This is a genomic window from Brevibacterium salitolerans (genome assembly GCF_039531405.1).
GTDB lineage: Bacteria > Actinomycetota > Actinomycetes > Actinomycetales > Brevibacteriaceae > Brevibacterium > Brevibacterium salitolerans.
Window position 1 is genome coordinate 604,555 of record NZ_BAAAPZ010000002.1, and the last position, 13,313, is coordinate 617,867.

The following is a 13,313-nucleotide window of genomic DNA, read 5'->3' on the forward strand; positions in this document are numbered from 1 at the left end:
GTCCGTGCCCTAGGACTATCATGGACCCGATCCCCCAACCCCCATCGAGGAGCACCCCACGTGTTGCGTACCCACCAGGCAGGCGTTCTGCGAGCATCGCATGCAGGAGAGAAGATCACCCTCGCAGGCTGGGTGGACCGGAGGCGGGACCACGGGGGAGTCGCCTTCATCGACCTGCGGGACGCCTCGGGCATCGTCCAGGTGGTCGTCCGCGAGCAGGTGGCCGATCAGCTGAAGAACGAGACCGTCGTCTCCGTCACCGGCACCGTCTCCCTGCGTCCGGAGGGCAACGCGAACGCCGCCCTCCCCACCGGTGAGATCGAGGTCGTCGACACGGACGTGACGATCCTCTCCCCGGCGGAGGCGCTGCCCTTCCAGGTCTCCGACCACGCCGAGGACGCCGGGCAGGTGGGGGAGGAGACCCGTCTGCGCTACCGCTACCTCGACCTGCGCCGCTCGGGTCCGGCGAGGACCATCCGCCTGCGCTCGGCCGCCAATCGCGCCGCCCGCGCCGTCCTCGACGCCCACGAGTTCGTCGAGGTCGAGACCCCCACGCTCACGCGCTCCACGCCGGAGGGCGCCCGCGACTTCCTCGTCCCGGCCCGCCTCAGGCCGGGCTCCTGGTACGCCCTGCCGCAGTCCCCGCAGCTGTTCAAACAGCTGCTGCAGGTGGGCGGCCTCGAGCGCTACTACCAGATCGCCCGCTGCTACCGCGACGAGGACTTCCGCGCGGACCGGCAGCCGGAGTTCACCCAGCTGGACGTCGAGGCGAGCTTCGTCGAGCAGGACGACGTCATCGCCCTGGCGGAGGAGATCCTCGCTGCCGTCTGGAAGCTCATCGACGTGGACCTCACCACGCCCATCCCGCGCATCACCTACCGCGAGGCGATGGAGAAGTACGGCACGGACAAGCCGGACCTGCGGTTCGGCCTCGAGCTCGTGGACCTCACGGAGTTCTTCGCGGAGACGCCCTTCCGCGTCTTCCGCGCCCCCTACGTGGGTGCGGTCGTCTACCCCGGCGGCGCCAAGCTGCCCCGCCGGCAGCTCGACGGCTGGCAGGAGTGGGCCAAGCAGCGCGGCGCCAAGGGCCTCGCCTACGTCCTCGTGCAGCCGGACGGCGAGCTCACCGGCCCCGTGTCGAAGAACATCTCCGAGGCCGAACGCGCCGGCCTCGTCGCCGCCGCCGGAGCCTCCCCGGGGGATGCGATCTTCTTCGCCGCGGACCAGCCCGCAGCGGCCCGCGCGCTGCTCGGCGCCGCCCGCAAGGAGATCGCGACGCGCGAGGAGCTCTACGATCCGGCTGCGTGGTCGTTCGTGTGGGTCGTCGACGCACCGCTGTTCGAGCCCGCCGCGGACGCCGTGGCCTCGGGCGACGTGGCGGTGGGAGCCGGTAAGTGGACCGCCGTCCACCACGCCTTCACCGCGCCCAAGCCGGAGTTCGAAGACACCTTCGACCAGGATCCCGGCCAGGCGCTGGCCTACGCCTACGACATCGTGTGCAACGGCAACGAGATCGGCGGCGGCTCCATCCGCATCCACGACCGGGCCGTGCAGGAGCGCGTGTTCGAGGTCATGGGGATCTCGCAGGAGGATGCGCAGGAGAAGTTCGGCTTCCTGCTCGAGGCGTTCAAATTCGGCGCGCCCCCGCACGGCGGCATCGCCTTCGGCTGGGACCGGATCGTCTCCCTGCTCGCCGGCACGGACTCCATCCGGGACGTCATCGCTTTCCCCAAGTCCGGCGGCGGCTACGACCCGCTCACGGACGCGCCGGCGCCCATTACCCCCGCGCAGCGGGCAGAGGCGGGCGTCGACGTCGAGCCCGAGGACGCGGACGCCGAGGAGTGAGCGGAGGCCTGAACCCTGTCTGCTGATCTGTTCTCCGAGTCCCCGGAGGCCGGCCGGGCGCTCGACCCGCTCGCGGTGCGCATGCGTCCGCGCAGCCTCGACGAGGTGGTGGGGCAGGAGCACCTGACCTTCCCCGGCTCGCCGCTGCGGCAGCTGGTGGAGGCGACCGCGGCCTCGCGCACGGGTCCGGCCTCGGTCATCCTCTGGGGGCCGCCCGGCGTGGGCAAGACCACGCTCGCCCACGTCATCTCCCATGCGGAGGGGCGGGCGTTCGTGGAGCTCTCCGCCATCACCGCCGGGGTGAAGGACGTGCGCACGGTCGTGGAGAACGCCCGGCGCGCCCGGGAGATGTACGGACAGACCACCGTCCTCTTCCTCGACGAGATCCACCGGTTCTCCAAGGCGCAGCAGGACGCGCTCCTGCCCGCCGTGGAGAACCGGCTCGTGGTGCTGGTGGCGGCCACGACGGAGAACCCCAGCTTCTCCGTCATCTCCCCGCTGCTCTCGCGCTCGCTGCTGCTCACGCTCAAGCCGCTCGACGATGCGGCCGTGGGCGCACTCGTGGACCGCGCCTGCACGGACCCCCGCGGCCTGGCCGGGGAGTTCGCCCTCACGGAGGAGGCGCGGGAGATGGTCGTGCGCGTCTCCGGCGCGGACGCCCGGCGCTCGCTCACGGTGCTCGAGGCCGCCTGCGGGATCGCCCGGGCGCGTGCCGAGGCTGGGGAGGATGACGGCGGTGAGGACTCGGCCGGCGTCCTCGAGGTGGGCGTGGACGATGTCGCGGAGGCGGCCTCGGAGGCGGTGCTGCGCTACGACCGCAACGGCGACCAGCACTACGACGTGATCTCCGCGTTCATCAAGTCCATCCGCGGCTCCGACCCGGACGCCGCGCTCCACTACCTCGCCCGGATGATCGTGGCCGGCGAGGACCCGCGGTTCATCTGCCGCCGGCTGGTCGTCCACGCCGCGGAGGACATCGGCATGGCCGATCCGCAGGCGCTCGTCGTCGCCGTGAGCGCGCAGTCCGCGGTGGAGCGGATCGGAATGCCGGAGGGGCGCATCCCCATGGCCGAGGCGACCGTCTACCTCGCGACCGCGCCCAAGTCGAACGCCGCGTGCACGGCGATCGAAGAGGCGATCGCGGACGTGAAGGAGGGGCGCGCCGGTCAGGTGCCCATGCACCTGCGCGACTCCCACTATCCCGGCGCGGCGGCTCTCGGCCACGGTGAGGGCTACCGCTACCCGCACGACTGGCCCTACGCGGTCGCGCCCCAGCAGTACCTGCCGGACACGCTGACGGGCCGGCAGTACTACAGGCCCACGCCCAACGGGGGCGAGGCGCGCATGGCCGAACGGCTCGAGACGCTCGCCCGGCTGCGCACTCAGGAGGGCTGAGAACGGGGGTCGGGTTCGGATCCTGGTCCCGGCCGGGCGGAGCGACGTTCAGGAGGGCTGAGAACGGGGCCGGACGCTGTGGTAGTCTTGTACGCTGTTGTGCCTCGCATCCAGAGGCGGTCGGACGGAGCCGGACTCGCGGCTCCCTCCCTCTTTCCCATCCGGGGAAACAGCAGTCCAGGAGACACAGGCGAGCTCACCGGCCTGGACGGAGAACATAGACGAAAGGCTTGATCCGTGACTGCACCCGCACGTCATCGCCGCCAGGTGCGCCTCTCCCGCGCACTCGGCATCCCGCTGACCCCCAAGGCCGAGAAGTACTTCGAGCGCCGCCCCTACCCGCCGGGCGAGCACGGCCGCGCGCGTCGCCGCAACGACTCGGACTACTCGGTCCGCCTCAAGGAGAAGCAGCGCCTGCGCGCACAGTACGGCATCCGCGAGGCGCAGATGCTGGCCGCGTACCAGGAGGCCAAGCGCCTTCCGGGCCTGACCGGCGACAAGATCGTCGAGCTGCTCGAGGTCCGCCTCGACGCGCTGGTCCTGCGCTCCGGCTTCGCCCGCACGATCGCCCAGGCCCGCCAGCTCGTGGTGCACCGCCACATCATGGTCGACGGCAAGCGCGTCGACCGCCCGTCCTTCAAGGTGAAGGAGGGCCAGATGATCCACGTGCACGAGAAGTCCGCGCAGATGGAGCCCTTCCAGATCGCGGCGGCCGGCGGCCACCGCGATGTGCTGCCCGCCACCCCGGGCTACCTCAACGTCGACCTGGAGGCCCTCCAGTCGACGCTGGTGCGCGCCCCCAAGCGCGAAGAGGTCCCCGTCACGGCTGACGTCCAGCTGGTCGTGGAGTACTACGCACGCTGATCCCCTGAGCGGATCCGCGCAGCAGGACCGCCGTCCGTCCCCGCAGAGGGGAGGGGCGGCGGTTCTGTCGTCTGCCCACGCGCCTGCGCGCCGCGGGTGCTCCCACCACGTCGTCTACACTGTGAGGCGGCGGTCCGCGCTCCCGTGTGCGCGGACCACGACGACTTTCTCTTCCCGAACCGATGACGAGGATGGCAACAGGCATATGAGGACAGCAGAGATCCGGCGGCGCTGGCTGAGGTTCTTCGAGGAGAACGGCCACACCGTGGTTCCGTCCGCGAGCGTCATCAGTGACGATCCGTCGATTCTCTTCAACATCGCGGGGATGGTGCAGTTCATCCCCTATCTCACCGGCCGCGAGCCCGCCCCGTTCAGCCGGGCGACGAGCGTGCAGAAGTGCGTGCGCACGGAGGACATCGAGGAGGTCGGCAAGACCACCCGCCACGGCACGTTCTTCCAGATGAACGGCAACTTCTCCTTCGGCGACTACTTCAAGGAGGGCGCCATCCGGTTCGCGTGGACCTTCCTCACCACGCCGGAGGCGGAGGGCGGTCTGGGGTTCGACCCGGAGCGGCTGTGGGCGACCGTCCACCACGAGGACGCGGAGACCGTGGACCTGTGGCTGAAGGAGACGAGCCTCCCGCGCGAGCGCATTCAGTTCCGCGGCAGCGAGGACAACTACTGGCACACGGGGCAGCCCGGTCCCGGCGGCTACTGCTCCGAGATCTACTTCGACCGCGGCCCGGCCTACGGCGCCGAGGGCGGACCGGAGGCGGACGAGGACCGCTACATCGAGATCTGGAACCTCGTGTTCATGGAGTTCGAGCTCTCCGCCGTCCGCTCCAAGGCGGACTTCGACGTCGCCGGTGAGCTGCCTGCCAAGAACATCGACACCGGCATGGGCCTCGAACGCGTCGCCTTCCTCAAGCAGGGCGTCGAGAACATGTACGAGATCGACGAGGTGTTCCCCGTCATCGAGGCCGCCAGCCGCCTGTCCGGCAAGCGCTACGGCGCGAACCACGACGACGACGTGCGCATGCGGGTCGTCGCCGACCACGTGCGCGCCGGCCTCATCATCATGGGCGACGGCGTGCGCCCGGGCAACGAGGGCCGCGACTACATCCTCCGCCGGCTGCTCCGCCGGGCGGTGCGGGCGATGCGCCTGCTGGGCGTGAGCGAGCCGGTGCTCCCGGAGCTCCTCCCCGTCTCGATGGAGGTCATGAAGGCCTCCTACCCGGAACTCGAGCGGGACTTCGACCGCATCTCCCGCGTGGCCTACGCGGAGGAGGCGGCCTTCCTGCGGACCCTGGAGTCCGGCACGGCGCTGCTCGCCCAGGCCGTGGAGAAGGCGGGCCCGGCCGGCACGCTCTCCGGCGAGGTCGCCTTCGCCCTCCACGACACGCACGGCTTCCCCATCGACCTCACGCTGGAGATGGCCGCCGAACACGGCGTGAGCGTCGACGCCGAGGGCTTCCGGACGCTCATGAGCGAGCAGCGCGAGCGGGCGCGGGCGGACGCGAAGGCGAAGAAGGGCAGCGCGAAGGACCTCAGCGCCTTCTCCGCACTCCTCGAGCGCGGGCGCACGGAGTTCATCGGCTACGACTCGCTGAGCTCGGACGCGCGCGTCCGCGGCCTCGTGCGCGACGGCGAGGCCGTGGAGCGGGCCGTGCCCGGCGACACGCTCGACCTCGTGCTCGACGTCACCCCCTTCTACGCGGAGTCCGGCGGCCAGCGCGCCGATCGCGGCCTCCTCACCGGCGATGGCTTCACCGCCCGCGTCCTCGACGTGCAGTCCCCCGTGAAGGGACTCTCCGCGCATCGCGTGGAGATCGTCGACGGCGAGATCGCCGCGGGTGCGGACGTGCTGGCCCAGGTGGACTCCGAGCACCGCTTCGCCGCCGCGCAGGCGCACTCGGCCACCCACCTCGTCCACTCCGCCCTGCGCAGCCTCCTGGGCCCGCACGCGGTGCAGGCGGGCTCGCTCAACCAGCCCGGCTACATGCGCTTCGACTACGCCTACGGCGACGCCCTGAGCGCGTCGGCCCGCGCGGAGATCGAGGACGCGGCCAACACCGCCGTGCGCGACAACATGGCGGTGAGCTACGAGCACCTGCCGCTCGAGGCCGCGAAGGCCTCGGGCGCCCTGGCGCTGTTCGGGGAGAAGTACCCGGAGATCGTGCGGGTCGTGGACATCGGCGGCCCCTTCTCCCGCGAGCTCTGCGGAGGCACCCACGTGGGCTCCACCGCGGAGGTGGGCCCCATCTCCGTGCTCTCCGAGGCCTCCGTGGGCTCCGGCACCCGCCGCATCGAGGCAGCGGTGGGACTCGAGGCCTTCCGCGGCCTCGCCAAGGAGCGCACCGTCCTCCAGTCGCTGTCCGAGATGCTCAAGGTGCCCGGCGCGGACGTGCCAGAACGCGTCTCCTCGCTCATGGAGCGGCTGCGCGAGGCCGAGCGCACCATCGCGGAGCTGGGCCGGGCCCGGGTGCTCGCCGCGGCCGCGGGCGCGGTCGAGTCGGCCCGCGAGGTGAACGGTGTGCGGGTCTCCGCGACGGATCTGGGGCAGGTCGCGGACGCCGGTGACGTCCGCACGTTCGTCACGGACGTGCGTGCACGCATGGGTGAGGCACCGGCCGTCGTCGCGGCCGCCGGCAGCGTGAACGGCAAGCCCTCGGTCGTCGTGGCCGTGACCCCGGAGGCCCAGGCGCTCGGCCTGCGCGCCGGCGACCTCGTCAAGGAGGCCTGCGGCGTCCTCGGCGGAGGAGGCGGCGGGAAGCCGGACCTCGCACAGGGCGGCGGCCAGGACGCCTCGAAGATCTCCGCGGCCCTCGACGCGGTGGCGGCCGCAGCGGGCAGGCGATGAGCGGCTTCCGCCGGGGCCGCAGACTCGCCCTGGACGTGGGCAGCGTCCGCGTGGGCGTGGCCTCCTGCGACCCCGACGGGATCCTGGCCACGCCCCTGACGACGGTGCGCCGCAGCGACGGCGACGCCGCGGCCCTGGACGCCCTCTCGGCTCTCATCGCGGAGCACTCGCCGCTCGAGCTGGTGGCGGGCCGGCCCACGTCCCTGGACGGTGAGGACCGCGCGGCCGCGGACACGGCCGCCGCCTTCCTCCGCGCGCTCGCGGCGCGCACCGAGCTGGACATCCGGCTCGTGGACGAGCGCTTCACGACGGTGCAGGCGCACGGGATGCTCCGGTCCGCCGGGCGCAGCTCGCGCCAGCGCCGGGAGATCGTGGACTCCGTGGCGGCCGTCGTCATCCTGCAGACCGCACTCGACGCGGAGAAGCGCAGCGGCGCGCCGGTGGGCGACGTCCTCGCACCGCACTGACCGACGAGGGGAACCCGTCATGCATTCGATGGACGAGCTGGGCACCGAGGCCGGGCTCACACGCGCGGAGAGGACGGCGCGCAGGCGCCGCATGCTGCGTCGCCGCCGCCGGACCGTGACGATCATCGTCGCCGCACTCGTCCTGCTGCTGGGCGGGGGAGCGGTGGCGGTCACCGTGACCGGCGGGGCGATCTCGGACGTGCTCGGGCGGGACACGGACTACGAGGGCGAGGGCAAGGAGGACGTCGTCGTGGAGGTGGCGCCCGGCTCCTCGCTCACGCAGATCGCCAATCAGCTCGTCGAGGAGGACGTGATCCGCTCCTCCCGTCCGTTCATCAAGGAGGCGGAACGGCGCGAGGCGTCCTTCCAGGCGCGCAGCTACGCGCTCCGGACCCAGATGAGCGCGGCCGCCGCGGTGGAGGCGATGCTGAACCCGGACACGGTGCCGCAGGTGCAGGTCCCGGAGGGCATGCAGCTCAAGGACATCTCGGCGCGCATGGTCGAGTCCGGCATGGACCTGGAGGCGGTGGACGCCGCCCTCGAGGACAGGACGCCGGCGGACTACGGACTCGAGGTCGAGGCGCCCTCCCTCGAGGGCTATCTGTTCCCCGCCACCTACGACGTGCGGCCCGGCTCCACGGCGGAGGACGTGGTCCAGGAGATGGTCGACCGCACCGCCGCGGAGATCGAGGAGCTGGGTCTGGCCGAGGACGAGGCGAACGAGATCCTCACCCTCGCCAGCCTCGTCGAGGTGGAGGCGCCGGGCGATCCCGAGGTCCGCCGCAAGGTGGCGCGGGTGCTCCTCAACCGCATCGGCCCGGACTCCGCGACGGACGGGCTCATCCAGTCGGACGCGACGGTCGCCTACATCCACGGCGCCCGCGAGGACCTCACGACCACGGAGGAGGAGCGCGGCAGCGACAGCCCGTACAACACGTACCGGCACAAGGGGCTGCCGCCCGGTCCCATCAACTCCCCGGGCCGCGACACCGTCGAGGCGGTACAGGATCCCGCGGAGGGGGACTGGCAGTACTTCGTCGCCGTGGACCCGGACACGGGCGAGACCAAGTTCGCGACCTCCTACGAGGACCACCTGAAGAACGTCGAGGAGTACCGGGAGTGGCTCCGCAGCCACGGCGAGAGCACGGACGCCGCGGACAGCGCCGCGGAGACGGGAGGCGCGGATGGGTGAGGCACAGCCGGGCGCGGCGCACTGCAGCTTCGGTGTGGCGGGGAGTCCCATCGCGCACTCGCTCTCCCCGCTCCTCCATCACGCCGCGGCGGCGCGGCTGGGACTGCGGGACTTCTCCTACGGCCGCGTCGAGCTGACGGCGGAGCGGCTCGAGGGCTGGCTCGACGCGCAGCCGGGTCTCCGCGGCCTCTCCCTCACCATGCCGCTCAAGCACCGGCTCGTGGAGCTCGCACGCAGTCGCGGCTGGGTGCCGGACGCCGCCGTCGAGGCCACGGGGGCGGCGAACACCCTCCTCCTCGACCCCGACACAGGCATGGGCGAGATCCTCAACACGGACGTCGCCGGCATCGTCGCGGCGATCCGCGAGGGCGCGGAGGTCTCGGACGGCGCGGGTGACCGCACAGCCGTGTGGGACGAGGTCGACGTGCTCGGCGCCGGGGCGACCGCCGGCTCCGCACTCGCAGCGGCCGCGGAGCTGGGCGCCACGCGCGCGCAGCTGTTCGTCCGGAACCGCACGCGGGCGGCGGCAGCCCGCGAGGTGGCCGAGGCGGTGGGGATCCGGGCCGTCGTCCGGGACCTGCCCGACTGGGTGCCCGGCGAGCGGGCCCTCACGCTCTCCACGCTTCCCGCGGGAGCGATGGGCCCCGGGGGAGTCGACCACCCGCTGCCCGCCGCGATCCCCGGCATCGTCTTCGACGCCGGATACGCCCCGGCCGCGCGCGGCTGGCAGGAGTCCCTGCGCGCGCACGGCGCCCTCGTGGTCGACGGCAGCCGCATGCTCCTGCATCAGGCGGTCGCCCAGCACGTGCGCTTCGCCGCGCTGGCGGGCCTGCCCGCCGGCCGGGCGGAAGCCGCCCGCGCAGACGTGCGGGCGGCGATGGACGCCGCGCTCCGGAGCCGCTGAAGGCAGCCGTGGAGGCGCTGGCCGGCGGGCTCACGGCAGCGGCTGTGTGCCTGACGCTGAGCGGGTTCCTGCCGTTCCTCCTCGCGGACGAGGCGGGGGCCCGGCTCCTCGCCGCCCGCCGTCCGTTCTCAGCCGTCCTCGCCGCCGCAGGCATCGCGCTGGCCGTCCTCGCGACGCTGTGCTGGCCCGGCGCGGGCACGCGGACCGACGGCACCGGTGTGCTCCTGGCCCTCGCACTCGGTGCGGCGGCCGGGGCCACGCCGTTCCTCGTCTGGATCGACGTCCGGCTCCGGCGGCTCCCGGATCGCATCGTCCTCCCGCTCGCAGCTCTGCTCACCGTCTGCCTCGCTCTCGCCGGGGCCTGGAGCGGCTTCCTGACCGGCCTCGCGGGAGCGACAGCGCTGCTCGTGCTCTCCGTGATCGGCGGGCGCGGGCTCGCCATCGGCCTCGGGGACGTGAAGCTCTTCTACTGCCTGGGCTGCGTGACCGGCCTCGTCTCCCCGCTCACGGCGGTGGGGGGCGTTCGTCCTCGCCAACCTCACCGGGCTGGTCGAGGCCTGCATCCGCACGCTGGTGCTTCGGCAGCCGCTGAGCTCCCGGTTCGCACTCGGCCCCCACCTGCTCCTGGGCATGTGGGCCGCGCCCCTGTGCGTCTCCGTGTTCCCCGTGCCCGCCTGAGCGCAGGCGGGCCTCCCGCTCCCGTCTCGCCTGCGCGTCCCCGGCCTCCCGTGCGGTTCGCCCTTCGGTATCATCTGTGGATATGTTGCGTTGGCTTACTGCAGGCGAGTCCCATGGTGAGGCGCTCGTCGGAATCCTCGAGGGCCTCCCCGCCCATGTCCCCATCACCCGCGAGCAGATCGCGGCCGCTCTGGCCCGCCGCCGGCTGGGCTACGGCCGCGGCGCGCGGATGAAGTTCGAGGCGGACGAGCTCCGCCTGCTCGGCGGCATCCGCCACGGCGAGACCCTCGGCGGGCCCGTGGCCATCGAGGTCGGCAACTCCGAGTGGCCCAAGTGGGAGACCGTCATGAGTCCGGACCCGGTGGACCCGGAAGAGCTCGCCGGGTCCGCCCGCGGCGCCCTCCTCACCCGCCCGCGTCCCGGCCACGCGGACCTCGCCGGCATGCAGAAGTACGACTTCGAGGAGTCCCGGCCGGTGCTCGAGCGCGCCTCGGCGCGGGAGACCGCCACCCGCGTGGCTCTGGGCGCGGTCGCGCAGGCGTTCCTCGCGGAACTCGGCATCCGCGTCGTCTCCCACACCGTCGCGATCGGCCCCGTCGAGGGACCGCGGGACGCGGCCGTGCCCGGCCCGGAGGACGTGGAGGCGCTCGACGCGGACCCGCTCCGGTGCTTCGACCCGGAGCTCTCGGCCCGGATGGTCGCAGAGGTCGACGACGCGAAGAAGTCCGGCGACACCCTGGGCGGCGTCGTCGAGGTCGCCGTCTGGGGCCTGCCCCCGGGGCTCGGCTCGTTCGTCCACGGCGATCGCCGGCTCGACTCCCGCCTCGCCGCGGCGCTCATGGGCATCCAGGCCATCAAGGGCGTGGAGGTGGGCGACGGCTTCGAGACCACCCGCCGCCGCGGCTCCGCTGCCCACGACGAGATGGTCCCGGCCGAGGGCGGGGTGAGGCGGCTCAGCGACCGCGCGGGAGGGATCGAGGGCGGCATGTCCACCGGCACCGTCCTGCGCGTGCGCGCGGGAATGAAGCCCATCGCCACCGTCCCGCGCGCCCTGCGCACCGTCGACACCGCCACCGGCGAGGCCGCGACGGCCCACCACCAGCGTTCGGACGTGTGCGCCGTGCCCGCCGCCGGCGTGGTGGCGGAGGCGATGGTCGCGCTCGTCATCGCGCAGGCGCTCCTGGAGAAGTGCGGCGGGGACTCCGTGGCGGAGGTGCGGCGGAACCTCGACGGGTACCTCGCCTCGCTCCGCCTCGGGGTCGGATGAAGGACGCATGCGCCATGTCCCACGACGAGCGGCCGGTGCCCCGGCCCGCTCCGCCCCTCGATCCCGTGCCGGCCGCCGGGGCGCGGATCGTGCTCATCGGCCCGCCGGCGGCGGGGAAGTCGACGATCGGGCGGCTGCTGGCCCTCCGCCTCGGGCTGCCCTTCTTCGACACGGACGCGGAGATCGTCGCCGCGCACGGACCCATCCCGGAGATCTTCGCCACCCGCGGTGAGGCCCGCTTCCGGGAGTTCGAGCGCGCGGCGGTGCGGCGCGCCCTGCGGCGCCTGCTGGACACTCCCGGGGTGGTCTCGCTGGGCGGCGGGGCCGTCCTCAACTCCGGCACCCGCGCGCAGCTGCGGCATCCGGCGGTGAAGGTGATCGGCATCTCCATCGACGAGGAGACGGCGGCGGTCCGGCTGGGCGGCGGCACCCGGCCGCTGCTCGCCGGGGACGAGGACCCGCTCGTGCGCTGGCGGGCGCTCGTGGCGGAGCGGGCACCGCTCTACGAGGCGCTCTCCACGGCGATGGTCGCGGCCTCGCACGGCCCGCCGGCCACGGTCGTCAACCGCATCGTCGACGTGCTGACCGGACTGCAGCGGCAGGAGGAGTACGCTCGGTTCTCGCACACCGCCGGCCAGGCAGACGCCGCGGCGGAACACGCTCACGCAGAACAAGGAGAGTGGCAGGCATGACCGTTCGCACCCGGATGGAGATCCCCGGCGAGACACCCACCGAGGTGGTCATCGGCACCGGCCTGCTGGGCGAGCTGCCGGGGCTGATCGGCCCGCGCGCCCATCGCGTCCTCGTCATCCACCCGCGTGCCCTGCGCACCACCGGCGAGGTGGTCCGCGAGGAGCTCGCGGCGGCCGGCTACGAGTCGATCAGCGCGGAGATCCCGGACGCGGAGGAGGCCAAGCACGTCCAGGTCGCCTCGTTCTGCTGGGAGATCCTCGGCAAGTCCGACTTCACCCGCACGGATGCGATCGTCGCCGTGGGCGGGGGAGCGGTGACGGACGTGGCCGGGTTCGTCGCGGCCACGTGGCTGCGCGGGATCCGCTACGTGAACATCCCCACCACGGTGCTGGGGATGATCGACGCAGCGGTGGGCGGCAAGACCGCCATCAACACGGCGGAGGGCAAGAACCTCGTGGGGGCCTTCCACGCGCCGGCGGGCGTCCTCGTGGACACGGAGACACTCGCCACGCTGCCGGAGAACGAGCTCCTCACGGGTCTCGCCGAGGCCGTGAAGTGCGGCTTCATCGCGGACCCGGCGATCCTCGACCTGCTCGAGCGGCACAGCCGGGAGGAGGTCGCGGACCCGTCCTCGGAGGTGCTCGCGGAGATCATCGAACGCGCCGTGCGGGTGAAGGCCGAGGTCGTCGCCGGGGACTTCCGGGAGACCGGGCGGCGTGAGATGCTCAACTACGGGCACACCCTCGCGCACGCGATCGAGCGCAACGAGCGCTACCAGTGGCGCCACGGTGCGGCGGTGGCCGCCGGCATGGTGTTCGCCGCGGAGCTCTCCGCGGTGATGCGCTCCCTGCCCGCCGAGGTCGTCGACCGGCACCGGGAGATCCTCGCCAAGCTGGGTCTGCCCACCGGCTACCGGGGGGACCGCTGGCCCCAGCTGCTGGAGACGATGCGGCGGGACAAGAAGGCCCGGGGCACCATCCTCCGCTTCGTCCTCCTCGACGGGGTGGGGAAGCCGGTCGTGGTGGAGATCCCGGACGACGGGATCCTCTTCGCCGCCTACCAGGAGATCGCAGAGGCCTCGCCGGTGCAGACTCTCGGACCGGTCTCTCTGTGAGCAGGCCGGTCTCCCTGTGAGCATCCGCTAGAAT

At 72.8% G+C, this 13,313-nt stretch carries 11 protein-coding genes; all 11 read left to right on the plus strand.

Annotated features, from left to right (window positions below; genetic code table 11):
• Positions 1–60: 60 nt before the first annotated feature.
• The 11 genes from aspS to aroB all read left to right on the plus strand — a co-directional run bounded on the left by aspS (position 61) and on the right by aroB (position 13,279).
• Positions 61–1,845 (plus strand): aspartate--tRNA ligase, encoded by a 1,785-nt coding sequence (gene aspS, locus ABD240_RS03815; RefSeq protein WP_344335283.1) that lies wholly within the window; start codon positions 61–63, stop codon positions 1,843–1,845.
• 81 nt (positions 1,846–1,926) lie between these two features.
• Complete coding sequence (locus ABD240_RS03820; RefSeq protein WP_291794100.1) at positions 1,927–3,240, plus strand: replication-associated recombination protein A; 1,314 nt, start codon at positions 1,927–1,929, stop codon at positions 3,238–3,240.
• A gap of 237 nt (positions 3,241–3,477) precedes the next feature.
• Positions 3,478–4,104 (plus strand): 30S ribosomal protein S4, encoded by a 627-nt coding sequence (gene rpsD / locus ABD240_RS03825; protein ID WP_291794103.1) that lies wholly within the window; start codon positions 3,478–3,480, stop codon positions 4,102–4,104.
• 205 nt (positions 4,105–4,309) lie between these two features.
• Complete coding sequence (alaS, locus tag ABD240_RS03830; protein WP_291794106.1) at positions 4,310–6,964, plus strand: alanine--tRNA ligase; 2,655 nt, start codon at positions 4,310–4,312, stop codon at positions 6,962–6,964.
• Positions 6,961–7,431, plus strand: coding sequence for a Holliday junction resolvase RuvX (ruvX, locus tag ABD240_RS03835; protein ID WP_291794108.1), 471 nt, complete (start codon positions 6,961–6,963; stop codon positions 7,429–7,431). Before alaS ends, ruvX begins: the two co-directional genes overlap by 4 nt.
• Positions 7,432–7,450: 19 nt before the next feature.
• Positions 7,451–8,623, plus strand: coding sequence for an endolytic transglycosylase MltG (gene mltG, locus ABD240_RS03840; RefSeq protein ID WP_291794110.1), 1,173 nt, complete (start codon positions 7,451–7,453; stop codon positions 8,621–8,623).
• On the plus strand, positions 8,616–9,527 hold the full coding sequence (locus ABD240_RS03845; RefSeq protein WP_344335290.1) for a shikimate dehydrogenase family protein: 912 nt from the start codon (positions 8,616–8,618) through the stop codon (positions 9,525–9,527). The genes mltG and ABD240_RS03845 overlap by 8 nt, the downstream gene beginning before the upstream one ends.
• 218 nt (positions 9,528–9,745) lie before the next feature.
• Complete coding sequence (locus ABD240_RS17095) at positions 9,746–10,438, plus strand: A24 family peptidase (RefSeq protein ID WP_425546993.1); 693 nt, start codon at positions 9,746–9,748, stop codon at positions 10,436–10,438.
• Complete coding sequence (gene aroC, locus ABD240_RS03850) at positions 10,339–11,472, plus strand: chorismate synthase (RefSeq protein WP_425546994.1); 1,134 nt, start codon at positions 10,339–10,341, stop codon at positions 11,470–11,472. The genes ABD240_RS17095 and aroC overlap by 100 nt, the downstream gene beginning before the upstream one ends.
• A 14-nt stretch (positions 11,473–11,486) precedes the next feature.
• The gene (locus ABD240_RS03855) at positions 11,487–12,164 is read left to right on the plus strand and encodes a shikimate kinase (protein ID WP_291794119.1); all 678 of its coding nucleotides are present in this window, start codon (positions 11,487–11,489) and stop codon (positions 12,162–12,164) included.
• Positions 12,161–13,279, plus strand: coding sequence for a 3-dehydroquinate synthase (aroB, locus tag ABD240_RS03860; protein WP_291794121.1), 1,119 nt, complete (start codon positions 12,161–12,163; stop codon positions 13,277–13,279). Before ABD240_RS03855 ends, aroB begins: the two co-directional genes overlap by 4 nt.
• Positions 13,280–13,313: the final 34 nt, after the last annotated feature.

Excerpts from the sequence above, each read along its gene's own strand:
- ABD240_RS03820 (WP_291794100.1), top strand. The coding sequence starts at position 1,927 with ATGCGTCCGCGCAGCCTCGACGAGGTGGTGGGGCAGGAGCACCTGACC.
- alaS (WP_291794106.1), top strand. The coding sequence starts at position 4,310 with ATGAGGACAGCAGAGATCCGGCGGCGCTGGCTGAGGTTCTTCGAGGAG.
- ruvX (WP_291794108.1), top strand. The coding sequence starts at position 6,961 with ATGAGCGGCTTCCGCCGGGGCCGCAGACTCGCCCTGGACGTGGGCAGC.
- mltG (WP_291794110.1), top strand. The coding sequence starts at position 7,451 with ATGCATTCGATGGACGAGCTGGGCACCGAGGCCGGGCTCACACGCGCG.
- ABD240_RS03845 (WP_344335290.1), top strand. The coding sequence starts at position 8,616 with ATGGGTGAGGCACAGCCGGGCGCGGCGCACTGCAGCTTCGGTGTGGCG.
- ABD240_RS03855 (WP_291794119.1), top strand. The coding sequence starts at position 11,487 with ATGTCCCACGACGAGCGGCCGGTGCCCCGGCCCGCTCCGCCCCTCGAT.
- aroB (WP_291794121.1), top strand. The coding sequence starts at position 12,161 with ATGACCGTTCGCACCCGGATGGAGATCCCCGGCGAGACACCCACCGAG.